Source organism: Streptomyces sp. 3-6 (assembly GCF_056323165.1).
On sequence record NZ_JBWHZP010000006.1, the window covers coordinates 212,855 to 230,241 of the forward strand.

At 71.5% G+C, this 17,387-nt stretch carries 16 protein-coding genes; 6 read left to right on the top strand and 10 right to left on the bottom strand.

The window, feature by feature from the left end; genetic code table 11:
* Positions 1-25 precede the first annotated feature (25 nt).
* Complete coding sequence (locus AC02VZ_RS11360; RefSeq protein WP_476475278.1) at positions 26-856, top strand: carbon-nitrogen family hydrolase; 831 nt, start codon at positions 26-28, stop codon at positions 854-856.
* A 105-nt stretch (positions 857-961) separates the two neighbouring features.
* Here the strand turns inward: AC02VZ_RS11360 and AC02VZ_RS11365 are convergent, their stop codons facing one another.
* The 4 genes from AC02VZ_RS11365 to AC02VZ_RS11380 form a co-directional block, all read right to left on the bottom strand.
* On the bottom strand, positions 962-1,453 hold the full coding sequence (locus AC02VZ_RS11365) for an LURP-one-related/scramblase family protein (RefSeq protein WP_476475279.1): 492 nt from the start codon (positions 1,451-1,453) through the stop codon (positions 962-964).
* A gap of 422 nt (positions 1,454-1,875) precedes the next feature.
* Positions 1,876-2,124, bottom strand: coding sequence for a DUF6458 family protein (locus AC02VZ_RS11370; protein WP_164334617.1), 249 nt, complete (start codon positions 2,122-2,124; stop codon positions 1,876-1,878).
* Between the two features lie 109 nt (positions 2,125-2,233).
* A complete protein-coding gene (locus AC02VZ_RS11375; RefSeq protein WP_476475280.1) occupies positions 2,234-3,610 on the bottom strand; it encodes a M18 family aminopeptidase in 1,377 nt (458 codons plus the stop codon).
* Positions 3,611-3,696: 86 nt separating this feature from the next.
* Entirely contained in the window at positions 3,697-5,523 is a 1,827-nt protein-coding gene (locus AC02VZ_RS11380; protein ID WP_476475281.1) for an acyl-CoA dehydrogenase, read from the bottom strand.
* 161 nt (positions 5,524-5,684) lie between these two features.
* On the opposite strand from AC02VZ_RS11380, the gene AC02VZ_RS11385 reads away from it, so the two are divergent.
* Together AC02VZ_RS11385 and AC02VZ_RS11390 are read left to right on the top strand one after the other, a co-directional pair.
* Positions 5,685-6,149 (top strand): SseB family protein, encoded by a 465-nt coding sequence (locus AC02VZ_RS11385; protein ID WP_362094238.1) that lies wholly within the window; start codon positions 5,685-5,687, stop codon positions 6,147-6,149.
* 242 nt (positions 6,150-6,391) lie between these two features.
* Positions 6,392-7,363 (top strand): pirin family protein, encoded by a 972-nt coding sequence (locus AC02VZ_RS11390; RefSeq protein ID WP_432057039.1) that lies wholly within the window; start codon positions 6,392-6,394, stop codon positions 7,361-7,363.
* Positions 7,364-7,718: 355 nt separating this feature from the next.
* On the opposite strand, the gene AC02VZ_RS11395 is transcribed toward AC02VZ_RS11390, so the two are convergent.
* Positions 7,719-8,000, bottom strand: coding sequence for a hypothetical protein (locus AC02VZ_RS11395; protein WP_476475282.1), 282 nt, complete (start codon positions 7,998-8,000; stop codon positions 7,719-7,721).
* A gap of 517 nt (positions 8,001-8,517) precedes the next feature.
* Positions 8,518-10,950, bottom strand: coding sequence for an ATP-binding SpoIIE family protein phosphatase (locus AC02VZ_RS11400; RefSeq protein WP_476475283.1), 2,433 nt, complete (start codon positions 10,948-10,950; stop codon positions 8,518-8,520).
* Between the two features lie 188 nt (positions 10,951-11,138).
* Here AC02VZ_RS11400 and aspS point away from each other — a divergent pair, with 188 nt between their 5' ends.
* Positions 11,139-12,902 carry an aspartate--tRNA ligase gene (gene aspS / locus AC02VZ_RS11405; protein ID WP_476475284.1) on the top strand — a complete coding sequence of 588 codons (1,764 nt, stop codon included), beginning with the start codon at positions 11,139-11,141 and terminating at the stop codon, positions 12,900-12,902.
* 98 nt (positions 12,903-13,000) lie between these two features.
* Here the strand turns inward: aspS and AC02VZ_RS11410 are convergent, their stop codons facing one another.
* The 4 genes from AC02VZ_RS11410 to AC02VZ_RS11425 all read right to left on the bottom strand — a co-directional run bounded on the left by AC02VZ_RS11410 (position 13,001) and on the right by AC02VZ_RS11425 (position 16,128).
* The gene (locus AC02VZ_RS11410; protein ID WP_476475285.1) at positions 13,001-13,318 is read right to left on the bottom strand and encodes a hypothetical protein; all 318 of its coding nucleotides are present in this window, start codon (positions 13,316-13,318) and stop codon (positions 13,001-13,003) included.
* Between the two features lie 132 nt (positions 13,319-13,450).
* Entirely contained in the window at positions 13,451-14,386 is a 936-nt protein-coding gene (locus AC02VZ_RS11415; RefSeq protein ID WP_432057034.1) for a hypothetical protein, read from the bottom strand.
* A gap of 121 nt (positions 14,387-14,507) precedes the next feature.
* A complete protein-coding gene (locus AC02VZ_RS11420; protein ID WP_476475286.1) occupies positions 14,508-15,425 on the bottom strand; it encodes a helix-turn-helix domain-containing protein in 918 nt (305 codons plus the stop codon).
* Between the two features lie 157 nt (positions 15,426-15,582).
* Positions 15,583-16,128 carry an ATP-binding protein gene (locus tag AC02VZ_RS11425; RefSeq protein WP_476475287.1) on the bottom strand — a complete coding sequence of 182 codons (546 nt, stop codon included), beginning with the start codon at positions 16,126-16,128 and terminating at the stop codon, positions 15,583-15,585.
* Between the two features lie 158 nt (positions 16,129-16,286).
* On the opposite strand from AC02VZ_RS11425, the gene AC02VZ_RS11430 reads away from it, so the two are divergent.
* On the top strand, positions 16,287-17,162 hold the full coding sequence (locus tag AC02VZ_RS11430) for a helix-turn-helix domain-containing protein (RefSeq protein WP_476475288.1): 876 nt from the start codon (positions 16,287-16,289) through the stop codon (positions 17,160-17,162).
* Positions 17,159-17,383: a DUF397 domain-containing protein gene (locus AC02VZ_RS11435; RefSeq protein ID WP_476475289.1), complete on the top strand. Its 225-nt coding sequence runs from the start codon at positions 17,159-17,161 to the stop codon at positions 17,381-17,383. The genes AC02VZ_RS11430 and AC02VZ_RS11435 overlap by 4 nt, the downstream gene beginning before the upstream one ends.
* Positions 17,384-17,387: the final 4 nt, after the last annotated feature.

Below are 17,387 nucleotides of genomic sequence, written 5' to 3' on the forward strand. Positions count from 1 at the left end.
GGGCGAATGCCAGGACGGTGGTAGTGTGCGCGCTTCTCTCCTCCAGATCGCCGTGAACGAGGGCGAAACGGTCGAATCGCGTCGGCGGCGGGCCGCCGCCCTGGTGCGGGAACAAGCCGGAGCCGACCTCGTGGTGCTGCCGGAGCTGTGGACCACGGGGGCGTTCGCGTACGAGGAGTTCCACGGCGCTGCGGAGCCGCTCGACGGGCCGACCCGCGAGGCGATGGCCAAGGCGGCGAGCGACGCCGGAGTCTGGCTGCACGCGGGGTCCGTGCCGGAGCGGGTGCCGTCCGAGGGCGACGGCGACGGTGAGGGCGACCGGGGCGGGGAGACGCTCTACAACACCTCGCTCGTCTTCTCCCCCTCCGGCGACCTGGTCGCCGCCTACCGCAAGATCCACCGGTTCGGCTTCGACAAGGGCGAGGCGGTGCTGATGGGCGCCGGCGACACCCCGGTGACGGTCCGTCTGCCCGGTACGGTGCTGGGCCTGGCGACCTGTTACGACCTCCGCTTCCCCGAACTCTTCCGCGCGCTCGTCGACGACGGTGCCGAGACCTTCGTCGTCCCGGCGGGATGGCCGGAGCGCCGCCGGTCCCACTGGACGCTGCTGGCGCGGGCGCGGGCGGTGGAGAACCAGGCGTTCGTGCTCGCCTGCGGCACGGCCGGGACGCACGGCGGGATCCCGCAGGCGGGTCACTCGATCGTGGTCGACCCCTGGGGCGAGGTCCTCGCCGAGGCCGGGCCGGGGGAGCAGGTCCTCACCGTCGACTTCGACCCCGCCGCGGTGACGGGCACCCGCGAGCGCTTCCCCGCCCTGAAGGACCGCGTCATGGGGCTGCGCGACCCGCGGGCCTGAGGCACCGGACGGGCGGTGCACCGCCGCCCCACGGTCACTCCGTCCCGCTGTCCTGCGGTCCCTACGCCCAGCTGTCCTGCCGTCCCACGGTCCCGCCGCCCCGGCTCAGTCCTCCCGCTCCTTGTCCGCGAGGTGGATCACGCACACCGCCACCGCGATCAGCAGCGCCGGGTCGGCGTCCTCGCGCACGACGTCGACGCCGTAGGTCTCGCGGACGTGCAGCCACCGGCGGGAGACGACCGCGAGGAGTTCGCCGTCGTACTCCACGGCGAACTCGCGGTCCAGGATGCGGCCGCTGACGTCCAGTTCGCTGCCGTCGGCCAGGGCGACCCGGTAGTGGTTGCGCAGCAGGGACAGCCGTTTGCGGCGGATCGTGGCCAGTGGTTCGCCGCCGCGTTCGAGCACCATGGTGTCGCGCAGGGCGAACATCTTCTTGCGGATGTCCACCAGGACGCGGCCCTGGCTGTCCTTCAGCTCGAAGGTGTCCCGCAGCCGCATCGCCTTGCCGTCGACGAGGTAGACCTTGGTGCCGCGGTCGTCCTCGATCCAGTAGTCGTCACCGATGCCGAGCAGCCGCTCGCGTACGAGGAATCTCATGTCACCAGCACTTCCCCGCCCCCGTGGGCGGAACGCCGTCGGGTAGGCCGTTCGGCGCCACCGGCGGGCGGGCGGGCCGGGCCCAGGGCTCTGCCAGGTTCGAGGCTCTGCCGGTGCCCTGCCGGGGCCCTGCCGGGCCGGCCGTGGCAGCACCGCCGGGACGGGCCGTCGCGGGACTCAGGGGTGACGGACGCGGTGGGCCTCCTGCCGAGGTGACCGGCGCTGCCCGGCCGACCGGGGCCGTCGGTCCGGCCGGGCCCCGCCGTGACAACCAGCGCCTCCGCGGCGACCGCTGACGGTGGTGCGCCCGCCTGGGCGGCCCCGAGCGGTCCCCCGGGCGTCCGGGCGAACGCCGCCCGGTCGCCCCGTCGTCCAGCCGGCGCGCCCGCCGTACCAGCCGTCCGCCGCTCAGGCCCGCGGAGTCAGACGCCGTACCCGTCGCTGTAGCCGTCGCGGTGCGGCGGCCGGGTGTCGTCGACGACCGGCGTGGCGGGCGGCACGACGACCCGGCGGCGCCGGGCGATGCTGCTGAAGGTCGCCACCCCGATCAGGCCGACGATCATGAAGATGACGCCGACCAGGTCAAGGTTGACACCCTGCATGTCCCAGTCGGTCGCGAACGTGAGGATCGCCCCCACGGCAATGAGGAGTATGCATCCACCGAGGCCCATGAGTGTGTCGCCTTCCCGTCCGGTCGTTCCGGTCGTCGACACCGGGTACCCGGACGGCCGCCGCTCATGCGCCGAGCGGCGGCCGTCCCTCCGGATGACCCTCCGTCAATCAGCCTTCCAGGAAGGCCACCAGCGCGTTCGCCAGCATGAACGGGTCCCGGGCGCCGCACAGTTCGCGGGCGCTGTGCATGGACAGGATGGCCACGCCGATGTCGACCGTCCGAATGCCGTGGCGGGCGGCGGTGATCGGGCCGATCGTGGTGCCGCACGGCATGGAGTTGTTGGAGACGAACGACTGGAAGGGCACGCCCGCCTTCTCGCAGGCGGCGGCGAACACCGCGCGGCCCGAACCGTCCGTGGCGTAGCGGTTGTTGACGTTGACCTTGAGGATGGGTCCGCCGTCGACGAGCGGGTGGTGCGTCGGGTCGTGCCGCTCGGCGTAGTTGGGGTGCACGCCGTGGCCGGTGTCGGAGGACAGGCAGACGCTGCCGGCGAGGGCGCGCGCCAGGTCCTCGTAGGAGCCGCCGCGGGCGAACACCGAGCGGGAGAGCACGTTGCCGAGGAGCGGGCCGTCGGCGCCGGTGTCGGACTGGGAGCCGTTCTCCTCGTGGTCGAAGGCGGCGAACACCGGGATGTACGGCAGCCGGCGGCGCTCCGTCGACGTGCTCGTGGCGTGGTCGGCGACCGCCGCGAGGGCGGTGGTGCCGGCGTGCACGGAGAGCAGGTTGTCCATTCGCGGGCCGGCCACCAGGTCGCGGTCGCGGCCGAGGTAGGCGGGCGGTTCGACGGGGTGCACCATCAGGTCCCATCCGGTGACCTGGCCGGCCGGGACGTCGGCGGCCTCCCCGAGGAAGGCGATGAGGTCGCCGTCGCGGACGTCGTCGCCCAGGCCCCAGACGGGCTGGAGGTGGCGCTGCTTGTCCAGCTTGAGGCCGTCGTTGTTGACGGCGCGGTCCAGGTGGATGGCGAGCTGCGGCACCCGCAGCAGGGGCCGGTCGACGTTCACCAGCCGGGTGGTGCCGTCGCGCAGCGAGAGCCGGCCGGCCAGGCCCAGGTCCCGGTCGAGCCAGGAGTTGAGCAGTGGGCCGCCGTAGATCTCCACGGCGACCTGGCGCCAGCCGTGCGCCCCGCTGTCGGGCCGCGGCTTCACCCGCAGGGTGGGGGAGTCGGTGTGGGCGCCGACGATCCGGAAGGGGGTGTGCGTGGCCGCGCCCTCCGGCACGTACCAGGCGACGATGGCGCCGCCCCGTACCACGTACCGGCCCCCCGCCTTGGTGTTCTCCGCGTCCCAGGCGTCCGTCTCCGAGACCTGCCGGAAGCCCGCCTTCTCCAGCCGGGCGGCGGCCTCGGCGACCGCGTGGTACGGCGTGGGGGAGGCCGCCAGGAAGGTCATCAGGTCGTCGGTGTGGCCGCGGTGGAACGCCCCGGTGGCTCCCGTGGAGCCCGGGGTGGGGGCGGCGGAGGCGGGGCGGACGGTTTCGCTCATGGGTTCACCTTAACGAGGGCGAGGGCCCGCCCCCCATGGGAGCGGACCCTCGCGTGGTCCTGCGGCGAGTGGTGCGGGCGGGTCGGCTAGAAGGCGGCCTCGTCCAGCTCCATCAGGTCCAGGTCGACGCCCTCGGCGACCTTGCGGGCCAGGGTGACGCCGGGCAGGACGTTGGCGGCGAAGAACTTCGCCGCGGCGATCTTGCCGGTGTAGAACGCCTGGTCCTTGCCGGCGGCCGTCGGGAGCTTCTCGGCCGCGACGGCGGCGCCCTTCAGCAGCAGGTAGCCGACGACGACGTCACCGGAGGCCATCAGCAGGTGGGTGGTGTTCAGGCCCACCTTGTAGATGTTCTTGACGTCCTGCTCGGTGGCCGCGAGGTCGGTGAGCATCAGGCCGACGATGGCCTCCAGCTCGACGGCCGCCTTGGCCAGGTGCTCGCGGGCGCCGGCCAGTTCCTCGCCGCCGGTGCCGAGGGCGAGGAACTTCTTGATGTCCTCGGCGAGCGAGTTCAGGGCGGCACCCTGGTTGCGGACGATCTTCCGGAAGAAGTAGTCCTGCCCCTGGATGGCGGTGGTGCCCTCGTACAGGGTGTCGATCTTGGCGTCGCGGATGTACTGCTCGATCGGGTACTCCTGCAGGAAGCCGGAGCCGCCGAAGGTCTGCAGCGACTGGGCGAGCTGCTCGTAGGCCTTCTCGGAGCCGTAGCCCTTGACGATCGGCAGGAGCAGGTCGTTCATCGCGTTCTCGGTGGAGGCGTCCTCGCCGTTGGCCTCCTTGACCTGGATGGCGTCCTGGATCGAGGCGGTGTACATCACCAGGGCGCGCATGCCCTCCGCGTACGCCTTCTGCGTCATCAGCGAGCGGCGCACGTCGGGGTGGTGGGTGATGGTGACCTTGGGCGCGGTCTTGTCCATGAAGTTCGCCAGGTCGGGGCCCTGGACGCGCTCCTTGGCGTACTCCAGCGCGTTGAGGTAGCCGGTCGACAGCGTGGAGATCGCCTTCGTGCCGACCATCATGCGGGCGAACTCGATGATGCGGAACATCTGGCGGATGCCGTCGTGCTTGTCGCCGACCAGCCAGCCCTTGGCGGGGTGGCGGTCGCCGAAGGTCATCTCGCAGGTGTTGGACGCCTTCAGGCCCATCTTGTGCTCGACGTTGGTGGCGTAGACGCCGTTGCGCTCGCCCAGCTCGCCGGTCTCGAAGTCGAAGAGGTACTTCGGGACGAGGAAGAGGGACAGGCCCTTGGTGCCGGGGCCGGCGCCCTCGGGGCGGGCCAGCACGTAGTGGAGGATGTTCTCCGACATGTCGTGCTCACCGGAGGTGATGAACCGCTTCACGCCCTCGATGTGCCAGGAGCCGTCCTCCTGCTGCACGGCCTTAGTGCGGCCGGCGCCCACGTCCGAGCCGGCGTCTGGCTCGGTGAGCACCATCGTGGAGCCCCACTGCTTCTCGGTGGCGATCTTCGCGATGTGCTTCTGGACCTCGTTGCCCTCCTCGAAGAGGATGCCGGCGAAGGCGGGGCCGGAGGAGTACATCCACACCGCCGGGTTCGCGCCCAGGATGAGCTCGGCGTAGGCCCAGATGAGGGAGCGCGGCGCGGTCGTGCCGCCGATCTCCTCGGGCAGGCCCAGGCGCCAGTACTCGGAGTCCATGAAGGCCTGGTAGCTCTTCTTGAAGGACGCCGGGACCGGGGCCGTGTTGGTCTCCGGGTCGAAGACCGGCGGGTTGCGGTCGGCGTCGGCGAAGGACTCGGCCAGCTCGTTCTCGGAGAGGCGGTTCAGCTCCTCCAGGATGCTTTTCGCGGTGTCGACGTCCATCTCCTCGAACGGACCCGTGCCGTACAGCTTGTCGCGTCCGAGTACTTCGAAGAGGTTGAACTCGATGTCGCGGAGATTCGACTTGTAGTGCCCCATGGCGACGGCTCCGTTAGAGAGAGATCGGCGAGGCACTGACTCCTCGCACTCGTTCACGTACCAACAAGTAGCTACGATGATGCTACCCGTCGGTAATAAGAAGCAACCCCGATCCGGACATCTGTGACTCACCCCTCGCGCGGGTCAGTAGTCTGTGCGGCATGTACGGCTACGACCAGAGCGCCGGAGCGCAACAGGGTTACGTCCCGCCCCAGCAGCAGATGCCGGGCGGGTACGGGCAGCAGCCGCCGCTGTACCCCGAGCCGTCCCCGCCCTCGCTCGCGGACGCGGTGCGCGCCTTCACCACCGGTCAGCTGGCCGCCGAGGACTTCCAGCAGATCTTCGCGACGTCCAAGGTGTACTGCCCGCGGGGCGACAACCCCGGGTTCCTGGCCCTGCACAACACCCAGCAGCCGGTGATCCCCATGTTCACCTCGCTCAAGGAGCTGCGGCGGTACGCGGGCAAGGAGTCCAAGTACTTCGTGATCACCGGCGCCGAGGTGATCGACCTGCTGCCCACCGGCTACGGCTTCGTGCTCGACATGGAGGGGGAGCACCGGATGGTCTTCGACGCGAAAGCGGTGGAGCAGATGGTCGAGTTCGCGATGCGCCGGATGTACGGCTGACGCCACCTGCCGCGCGGACGGCGGGAGCCGTTCCCGCGCGGACGCGGACGCGGCCGGGTCTCGCCGGGCGGTCGGCCCGGGTGCCCGGTCCCGAGGGCGGGGCCGTCGCCCCGCGGACGGCCGGCCGCCGTTGACCCCCCACACCCCGTGGCCCGGAGGGAATGCCCTCCGGGCTCTCGTCGTTCGGGGTGGCGAGAAGTTCAATGCTCAACTAAAATGGCCTCAACCGAGGAGGTACCGCCATGCCCGCAGTGACCGTCGAGAACCCGTTGACGCTGCCCCGTGTGACCGCCGAGACCGATGCCGTGGCACGTCCCGTGCTCGCCGTCACCACCGCGCCGAGCGGATTCGAGGGCGAAGGCTTCCCGGTGCGCCGGGCGTTCGCGGGGATCAACTACCGCCACCTCGACCCGTTCATCATGATGGATCAGATGGGCGAGGTGGAGTACGCGCCGGGCGAGCCCAAGGGCACCCCCTGGCACCCCCACCGCGGGTTCGAGACCGTCACCTACATCATCGACGGGGTCTTCGACCACCAGGACTCCAACGGGGGCGGCGGCACCATCACCAACGGCGACACCCAGTGGATGACGGCCGGCGCAGGCCTGCTGCACATCGAGGCGCCGCCGGAGCACCTGGTCGTCTCGGGCGGCCTCTTCCACGGCCTGCAGCTGTGGGTGAACCTCCCGGCCAAGGACAAGATGATGGCCCCGCGCTACCAGGACATCCGCGGCGGCACCGTCCAGCTGCTGACCTCCCCGGACGGCGGCGCGCTGCTGCGGGTCATCGCGGGCGAGCTGGACGGCCACCAGGGCCCCGGCATCACCCACACCCCGATCACGATGATCCACGCCACGCTGGCGCCGGGCGCCGAGATCACCCTGCCGTGGCGCGAGGACTTCAACGCCCTGGCGTACGTCATGGCGGGCCGGGGCACGGTCGGCGCCGAACGCCGCCCGATCCACCTGGGCCAGACGGCGGTCTTCGGCACCGGCACCTCGCTGACCGTCCGCGCGGACGAGAAGCAGGACTCGCACACCCCCGACCTGGAGATCGTCCTCCTGGGCGGCCGTCCGATCCGTGAGCCCATGGCCCACTACGGCCCCTTCGTCATGAACACCCGCGAGGAGCTCCAGCAGGCCTTCGAGGACTTCCAGAAGGGCCGCCTCGGCACCATCCCGGCGGTGCACGGGATGAGCGAGGACGGGCTGTAGACGCCTCGGACCCGCGCGGACGGGCCCGGCTCCCACCGGCACGACGGGGGCCGGGCCCGTCCGGGTTTTCCGGGGTTCGGGGGACCGGGACGCGGGGCCCTGAGGTTCTTGAGGCCCTTGAGGTCCTTGAGGTCCTGTGGAGCAGCCGGGCCGCCGGACCCTCGTCCGCCCCGGCCGCGCGTGCGGCCACCCGTCCGCGTCCGGCCCGGTCACCCCGGGGTGACCGGGCCGTCGTCGTACCGGGCGGGCCGGGCGCGGCCGTCTACGGCCCACCCTGGCCGTCCCCGGCGTTCCTCGGCCGGACCCGGCGGCCCCGGCAACCTCGGCTGCCGGGGCGGCCGGAGCGGCCGGAACGTCAGCCGGGGGACCGGCGCGCCCTGTCCGTCAGGCGACGGCGCACCAGGTGCGCCGCCTGCCCCGCGCCCGCGCCCCACAGGAGGGCTCCGGCCGTCGCGTGGGTCGGGGCCACGTCGGCCACGATGGCCACGAGGAACGCCAGTGCGACGCAGCCCAGGCCGATGACGACCGCCGGGACGTCACGCCACACCCTGCTGCCGGGCCGGCCGATCACCAGCAGAGCACCGAGGGAAAGGCAGGCCGCTGCCGCCCCGGAGTACACGAAACCCATGTCGCCCATCGGGTGATCCCTTTCCTGCTGCTACGTGCAGTACCCGCCGGAGTACTGGCCGGGAACGAAGAGGCCGGCCGCGAACTTGATCTTCAGGCACTCGCCGTCAAGCTAGTCGCGCCTGCAGGCTCTCGTGTGGGTGAAATATCAACCAGCGTCCGGAAATGGCTGTTCACGGGTATGCGGCGGCGGGCGGTTTCAGCGCGTGGTCGCTTGCCGGCGGGCCATGGCGGGCCAGGAGGCTGTCTGGTTGGCGTTCGGAGATGGCTGGTTTCTTTCGTTCTCAACCTCAAAATACGCTCAGATGTCGTGAGGTGCGCAGATTGAGGAACTGCTGTGGGGTGCCGGACTCCCGTCGGTGCGGAGTCGGACGGACGGCTGCCGCTCCTGCCCGGACGGTTGCCCCTTCGCCCGGACGGCTGCCTCTCCTGCTTTCGGAGGAGCGGGAGCCTGAGGCCGGGGCGGCTCCGGTGGGTGAGCGCCGAGCGGTTCGGGGGTGTCGCCGGTCGGGTCGGCCCGGGGCCGGTCAGGCCCGCTCGGTGGAGGCGGGCGGTGACCCGTCGGGGCCGTCGGTGTTCTCGGCCTCCCCGGTGGTCTCGGCGCTCCCGGTGGTCTCGGCGTTCCCGGTGACCTCCGTGCCGGTGTCCCGGGTGCTCCGGGCCTTCTCGGAGTCATCGGCCCCCGCTCGGGGGAGTGTGCCGATGGCCGTGAGGCGGTCGGTCCCGTCGACCGCTTCGAGGGGACCGACGGCTTCGACCGTTCGGGCCGCGTGGGCGGTGTCCTGGGCCGTCCCGTCCGCACCCTCTGTCCCCTCGGCCCCCTCCGTATCGGTGGCCGTCTCGTACAGCTCGAACCAGATGCTCTTGCCGCGGCCCCGCGGGTCGACCCCCCAGGCGTCGGCCAGGATCTCGATCAGGAGCAGGCCGCGGCCTGAGGAGGCCAGCTCGCCCGGGCTGCGCACGTGCGGGAGGTCGTCGACGGTGTCGGTGACCTCGATGCGCACCCGGCGGCCCTCCCTGCTGTCGGTGACCTCGGCGACCATCAGGGCGTCGGTGTCGGTGTGCACCAGCACGTTGGTGATCACCTCCGACAGCAGCAGCACCGCCGAGTCGACCTGGTCCGGGGACGACCAGTCGTGCAGCAGCTCCCGCAGTTGCTGCCGGGCCACGGAGATCCGCTCGGGTTCGGTCTGGGCCACCGTCAGCATCGTCCGGCGCACCGGGGGCCGGATGCCGTCCCGGTCGGCGCCGCAGCCGCAGCCCTCGCCGGCGCGGCACAGCAGCAGGAGGGCGATGTCGTCCTCGCGGCGGTCTGTCAGCGGGCCGGGGGTGTGGTGGGAGCGGGGGCCGTGCACCGCCTGGACGACGGCGTCGGCCAGTTCCTCCAGGTTGCCCCGGTGTTCCTCCAGGGTGCCCCGCAACCGTTGCCAGCCGGTGTCCAGGTCGTGGCCGCCGGTCTCGATCAGGCCGTCCGTGCAGAGCAGCATGGTCTCGCCGGGTTCCAGGATCAGCCGCGTGATGGGGTAGTCGGCGTCGGGGTCGATGCCCAGGGGCAGTCCGCCCGCCGTGGGTCGGGACAGCACCGTCCCGTCGGCCATGCGGATCACCGGATCGGGGTGGCCGGCGCGGGCGACCTCCAGGACGCCGGTGGTGGGGTCGACCTCGACGTAGAGGCAGGTGGCGAAGCGCAGCAGGTCGGGATCGCCGTCGCCTATCCCGTGCAGGAAGCGGGAGGCGCGGGCCAGTACGGCGTCGGGCGGGTGGCCCTCGGAGGCGTAGGCCCGCAGGGCGATCCGCAGCTGGCCCATCAGCCCCGCGGCCCGGACGTCGTGCCCCTGCACGTCCCCGATGACCAGGGCGAACCGGCCGCTGGGCAGCGGGATCAGGTCGTACCAGTCGCCGCCGACCTGGAGTCCGCCGCCGGTGGGGACGTAGCGCCCGGCGACGCTCATGCCGGGGATGCGCTGCGGGCCGAGCCGGGGCAGCATCGACTGCTGGAGGCCGTCGGTCAGGGCCCGCTCGGTCTCGGCCGTGCCCGCCCGGGCCAGGGCCTGGGCCAGCATCCGCGCCACGGTGGTCAGCACGGACCGTTCGTCGGGGGTGAAGGCCACCGGGTAGGTGAAGGCCGCCATCCAGGTGCCCATGGTCCGCCCGGCCACGGTCAGCGGAAGGAAGGCCCAGGACTGCCGGCCGAAGCGCCGGGCGAGGGGCCAGGTGAGCGGGTACCGCTCCATGTACTGCTCGGGGGACGACAGATACACCGCCCGGCCGGTGCGGAGCACCTCGGTGGCGGGGTAGTCGGTGTCCAGCGGCATGAACGTGAACGGGCTGTCGTCGCCGAGCTCGTGTCCGTGGTGACCGATGATCGTGAGCCGGTCGCCCTCGGCGCCGAACACCGCCAGCCCGTCCGGGGAGAAGCCCGGCATGGAGAGGTTCGCCGCGACCCGCAGCACCTCCTGCGTGGAGCGGGCCTCGGCCAGGGCCCGGCCGGCGTCCAGCAGGAACGCCTCGCGGGAGCGGCGCCAGTCGCCGGTGACCGCACTGCGTCCGGCGGCGGTGCCCGGGACCGGGTCGGTGACCTCCTGGAGGGTGCCGGTCAGCACGTAGGCCTTGCGCCCGGTGTCGAAGGAGGGCCGGAAGCGGCTGCGCACCACCCGCACGACCTCGGCCCGGCCGTCCAGCCGCCGCTGCTCCCCCATGATGCGGATCCGGACCTCGCCGAGGGTGTTCTCGGCCACGGCGAGCCGGACCACGCCGGTGATCTCGTTCCAGTCGACCGGGTGCAGCCGGGAACGGACGCGGGCCTCGGTGAGGTGCGCCTGTTCGGCGGGCAGGTCGAGCAGCCGGGCTGCCACGGCGTCGACCGTGACCCTTCCGGTGGCGGTGTCCCAGTGCCAGCGGCCGGTGTCGAGTGTGGCGAGGAGGTCTCCCACGGACGGCAGGGGGTCACCAGTGCGCATTGGCCCACTTTAGGAAGATTGCGCCGAATGATGCCACTGTTGCCGCACGCATTTCCGAGCGGTCCGCGTGTGGTCGTCGGCGGTGCGCGTCTCGTCATCGGGGCGAGGCGATCTTGGCCCGGCCGGTAGGCTGGGACGCGTTTCACGTGAAACAACGACCCCGATCCGCGAAGACTGGATGAACGACGATGCATCGGTACAGGTCCCACACCTGCGGCGAGCTCCGCGCCTCTGACGTCGGCAGCGACGTCCGGCTGAGTGGCTGGCTGCACAATCGGCGCGACCTGGGCGGCATCCTCTTCATCGATCTGCGCGACCACTACGGCATCACGCAGCTCGTGGCCCGGCCCGGCACCGAGGCGTACGAGGCGCTGGACAAGCTGTCCAAGGAGACGGTCGTCCGGGTCGACGGCAAGGTCGTCTCCCGCGGCGCGGAGAACGTCAACCCCGAGCTGCCGACCGGTGAGGTCGAGGTCGAGGTCGGCGAGGTCGAGGTGCTGGGCGCCGCGGCACCCCTGCCCTTCACCATCAACGCCGAGGACGGCGTCAACGAGGAGCGGCGCCTGGAGTACCGCTTCCTCGACCTCCGCCGCGAGCGCATGCACCGCAACATCCTGCTGCGCACGTCGGTCATCTCGGCCATCCGCCAGAAGATGACGGCCCTCGGCTTCAACGAGATGGCCACGCCGATCCTGAGCGCCACCTCCCCGGAGGGCGCCCGGGACTTCGTGGTCCCGTCCCGGCTGAACCCCGGCAAGTTCTACGCGCTGCCGCAGGCGCCGCAGCAGTTCAAGCAGCTGCTGATGATCTCCGGCTTCGACCGCTACTTCCAGATCGCGCCCTGCTTCCGGGACGAGGACGCCCGCGCCGACCGCTCGCCGGGCGAGTTCTACCAGCTCGACGTGGAGATGAGCTTCGTCGAGCAGGAGGACGTCTTCCAGCCCATCGAGAAGCTCATGACCGAGCTGTTCGAGGAGTTCGGCAACGGCCGTCACGTCACCTCCCCCTTCCCGCGGATCCCGTTCCGCGAGGCCATGCTGAAGTACGGCTCCGACAAGCCGGACCTGCGCGCCCGCCTGGAGCTCGTCGACATCACCGACGTCTTCGAGGGCTCGGAGTTCAAGGCCTTCGCCGGCAAGCACGTGCGCGCGCTGGCCGTGCCGGGCGTCTCCGGCCAGCCCCGCAAGTTCTTCGACCAGCTCGGCGACTACGCGGTCTCGCAGGGCGCCAAGGGCCTGGCCTGGGTGCGCGTCGGCGAGGACGGCTCGCTGACCGGCCCGATCGCGAAGTTCCTCACCGAGGCGAACGTCGCCGAGCTGACCAAGCGCCTCTCCCTGGCCCCCGGCCACGCGGTGTTCTTCGGCGCCGGCGAGTTCGACGAGGTCTCGAAGATCATGGGCGCGGTCCGCGTGGAGGCCGCCAAGCGGGCCGGGCAGTTCGAGGAGAACGTCTTCCGCTTCTGCTGGATCGTGGACTTCCCGATGTACGAGCGGGACGAGGACACCGGCACGATCGACTTCTCCCACAACCCCTTCTCCATGCCGCAGGGCGGCCTGGAGGCCCTGGAGACCCAGGACCCCCTGGACATCCTGGGCTGGCAGTACGACATCGTCTGCAACGGCGTCGAGCTGTCCTCCGGCGCGATCCGGAACCACGAGCCGGAGATCATGCTCAAGGCGTTCGAGATCGCGGGCTACGACCGCGAGACCGTCGAGGAGAAGTTCGCGGGCATGCTCCGCGCCTTCCGCTTCGGCGCCCCGCCGCACGGCGGCATCGCCCCCGGCGTCGACCGCATCGTGATGCTCCTCGCCGACGAGCCCAACATCCGCGAGACCATCGCCTTCCCGCTCAACGGCAACGCCCAGGACCTCATGATGGGCGCCCCGACCGAGCTGGACGAGGCCCGGCTGAAGGAACTGCACCTGTCGGTGCGCAAGCCGCAGCCGAAGTAGACGACGACCGCGGGCGAAGGGCCCGGACCGACTCGGGGGCGACCTCGGGGAGTCGGTCCGGGCCCTTCGCCGTCGCCCCTGTCCGGCCGGTTCCGGCTCTACGCGGCCGGTTCCGGATCGTCGAACAGATCCTCGGCACGCTCCACGGTGCCGGAGCGGTCGAGCCAGCCGCCGAGAACGTCGAGGTCGGTGCAGCCGGTGATGCGCTGTCGCACGTCGTCCGACACGGCGATGCCCCGCACCTCCAGAACCCGCAGGATGCCCCTCGCTTCGCCCCTGGCCTCGCCTTCGGCTCTGCCCTCCAGGTATTTCTCCTCGAACAGCGTCCCGTGCCCCGGGAAGTGGGTGACGACGTCCTGCATCAGCTTCCTCCAGTTCTTCCTGGCCGGAGTGGACTCCAGGCCGACTTCCACCACCTCGAATCAGTACGTCGTGATGTCCGGCGCGAACGACAGGAGCCCGCGGGCGACCGTCGGTCGCGGAGTCGCGGAGTCGCGGAGTCGGTGGGTCGGTGGGTCGGTGGGGCCCGATCCGTGCAGGACCGGCTGTCAGGGTTCCAGCGGCAGGGACGACTGTTCGGCCGCCGGGCCGAGATACGTGTACTCGGTCGACCGGGCGATGCCCACCGCGTCGAGGCGCTGGCGGAAGCGGACCCGGAAGTGCACGTTGTCTCCGAGCCCGGGACGCATGCGCAGCAGTGCCGCCGGCTCCTCGAACCGCACGTCATAGGCGTGGGCGTTCCTGGCGGTTCCCGTCTTGACCTTCACCAGGCCGCTCTCGCGGAGTTCGGTGATACGGCCCGAGATGATGATCTCCTGGTCACGGGCCCTCGTCGTCTCGCGCAGCCGCTCGGCATGGCGTCTGCCGCGCTCCGTGAGCCGTGCCCTGCGCGTGTCGCCGTCGCCGCCGTACCAGGTCATCCCGAGGTCGAGTCCGTACGTCCCCAGAGCGCGGGCCAGCGTGTCCACGGGGTCGAAGAGGCGCGACCACTCACGGACGTCCTGTTCGGCCTCCAATGCGGCGATCAGTCTGGTGAGGGTCTGCATGCCGGTGCTCGCGGCGGATGTCGGAGGAGCCTCCAAGGCCACGGGCTCCGGTGGGGTGACGGACGGCACCGGACGCGCATGGATGACGGTGCTGCCCCGCGAGATGCCCGTGAGCTCCAGGTGGACCGGAGTACCCGCAGCGACGGAGATCGCGTTCTCCACCGGGCTCAGCAGGGCGTCGCCCCACTGGAAGCGCAGAGCGCCCCCCTCGGTGTCCGGTCCCGTCAGCCTCAGCCGCAGTTCCTCGTCGAGGCGGGCGTCGGGCTCGTAGGCGCGGACCGCGGCGAGGCGGGCGGCCCGGTGCTCGGCCTCGACCTCCTCCTCGTCCCGTTCCTCGGTACCCATGTCATCGAGGAGGCGCGCGGCGGTCTCGGCCGCCACCGGATCGTCCCTGAGCAGGGCACGCCTGCGCTCACGCCAGCTGTCGCCGGTGGTCACAGTCGCACCTCCAGGTATCCGCGTGCCGGTGAGGCACTTTCCCGGGACAGGGAACGGTCTTGTCCGGTGTGGCGGAACGCCGGGGGGTGTGCGGTGTGACGGTGAGTTCTGCGACGACGGTTCATCCGGTCACGCGGGTCTTCCCGGCTTCCGGGGGCTTCGGCGTCCCGGTGGTCTCCCTCTCCCTGCACTCGCGGCAACGGCCCGGCTGGGGTGCGCGGAAGGCGCGGTCGCAGCCGTCGCAGGTCTGGAGGGGCGGGCGGGGGCCGGGGGCCGGTGCGGCCGGGGGCCTGACCGGGGGCGGGGGCGGGAGCTGGGCGGTCAGGCGGTGGGCGAGGAGGGCGGCCGGGCGGACCAGGGGTTCGTCGGGCAGGTTCGCGGTCAGGGCGTGGCGTACGGCGGTGGGGGTGAGGGTGCGTTCCAGCCAGGCGGCGACGCCGGGGGCGAGGTGTTCGGCGTCGGTGGCGGACAGGAGCAGACGGGGGTCGTGGCGGCGCAGGCCGGCGAGGACCTCGACCGCCGTGTGGAGCAGGGCGGGCCAGGGGTGCGAGGGCTGCGGCACGGCGGGGAGCCGCTTGCGGGGTGCGGGGCCGTCGGGTTCCGTGCGCCGCGCGGGCCTGCGGGCGGCCTGCTCCCGGGCGCCCCGGTGCCCCGGGCGGTTGCAGGACACTGTGCGGGTGACGATCCGGCCGGTGGTGGTGCGCTCGCGGGTGCGGCGCAGGTAGCCGTGCGCTTCCAGCTCCCGCAGGGCGGAGGCGATGCGGGTGGGGCCCTCGGGAAAGCGGGCGGCGAGGGTCTTGATGTCGACGGCGGTGCCCCGTCGCACCGACTGGATGTAACAGGCCAGTCCGATGGCGAGCAGGGACAGCTCCTGGTGCTGGGCCAGGTCGTTGCCGATCACCGTGAAGTTCTCGGTGTGCCGGACGTGGTCGTGGACGATGCCAGCGGGCCGTCGGTCGTCCGGATGCCCGTCGGGGTGTTTCTTGCCCCGGTTCCGGGACTGGGAGCGCGCGGGCGCGCTAGGGTTTTCGGTATCCATCGGGAAGGTTCCTTTGTCTTGCTTCCTTGGTGGTCAGGCCCTCGCATCGGGAATGTCGCTCCCGGCGGGGGCCGTCACATGTCTGCGGTGGTCCGGTGCTGCTGGCGCTGAGCGTAGGGCAAGCAACCCATCCCAAATCCAGCCCACTTGGGCATATTCACTCGCGTGAGTGAGTTTGCCCGGCGGGAGGGAGGGGTGGGGTTCGGTCGGGTGCTTTCTCCCCAGTGGGTGGTGCATAGGGAGCGCAGGGCGGACCGGAGCGTGAACATTCACGTTCCGGTGACTGCGGTGCGGGGAGGGTGAGTTCGGCCCGGACCGTCCTGCGGCGTGGCAGGCTGTCGGTGACGCCCCAGCGGTCGGCGAGGGCGGCGACGAGAGTCAGACCGCGGCCGGATTCATCGGTGGGGCCGGCGGGCCGGTGGGGCGGGAGCTTGTCACCGCGCGTGTCCGTGACCTCGATGCGGAGGGTCCGGCCGACCACCCGGAGCAGCAGCCGGAAGCTGCGGCCCGGGACGCGGCCGTGGGTGGACGCGTTGTTCGCCAGCTCGGCCACGACGAGCCGGGCCGGGTCCAGCGGGAGCCCCCAGCTGCGCAGTTGTCCGGTGGCGAGCAGACGGGCCAGGCGGGCGCCCCGGGGCGTGGGGGACAGCAGGGCGCTGAAGTTCCGGGCGGGTTCGGTGGGTTGGGCGAGTTCTCGATTCACGTCACTCAGCGTGGCCGGTGACGCCTACCGTGAGGAGTGACGCCGTGGTTGCGTACGGTGACTGTCCGGTCGTTGTCCGGTGGTGTCCGGGCTTGTCGGGTCGGTGCGTACGGGTAGGGCGTGGCTGGCACGCAGTGGCACGACGGGGAGGCGAGCGCATGTCGGTGGACGGCGAGGTTCGGCAGCTGAGGACCGAGGCTGACGAGCCAGGGTGGGAGGTGGACCCGGACGACGAGTGGGGCGTGGCCGTGGTCGCCACCGTGGGGCGGCAGGTGAAGCTGCGGCGCGAGGCGGTGGGGATGCGGGCCGGCGAGTTCGGCAGGGCGGTGGGGTACGGCGAGGACCTCGTCTACAAGATCGAGAGCGGGAAGCGGATCCCCCGGCCGGAGTTCCTGGACAGGGCGGACGCGGTGCTGGGGGCGGGTGGGCTGCTCGCGGCAATGAAGGAGGACGTGGCCAAGGTCCGCTATCCGAAGAAGGTACGGGACCTGGCGCAGATGGAGGCGCGGGCGGTCGAGATCGGGGTGTACGAGAGCAGCAACATCGCGGGTCTGTTGCAGACCTCGGACTACACGAGGGCCCTGCTGGCGTCGTGGCTGCCCGCCTACACGCCCGAGGACCTGGAGCGCCGCGTGGCCGCCCGTGTCGCTCGGCAGGCCGTCTATGAGCGGTGTCCGGCACCGGCGTTGAGCTTCGTCCTGGAAGAGGCGACGCTTCGGCGCAAGGTCGGAGGCACAATGGTCCGGCGGCAGCAATTCGAACGCTTGCTGGAGGTGGGGCGGTTGAGCAACGTGTCCCTCCAGGTGATGCCGATGGACAGTGCGCCACACCCCGGCATGAGCGGCAGGATCGAGTTGCTGAAGTTCGAGGACGGTACCGCTGTGGGGCGCTCCGACGGGGCGTTCGTCGGCCGTCCCGTCTCCGAACTGAGGCAGCTCCGCGTCCTTGAGCTGCGGTATGGAACCATCCGTGCGCAGGCTCTCCCACCAGGGGAGTCGCTGGCTTTCATCGAGCAACTGCTGGGAGAGACATGATCCGCAAGGCTTCCGCACGGGACGCCTCCGAACCCGCGTGGTTCAAGAGCAGCTACAGCAGTGGCCCTGACGGCGACACCTGCGTCGAGGTCGCCCCCACCCCCGGGACGGTCCACGTCCGTGACTCCAAGTGCCGGGACACCGGTCCACGGCTCGCGGTCGCGCCGGAGGTGTGGGCGGAGTTCGTGGCGTACGCGTCCGGGAGCCGGCCCGTCGACTGACGTG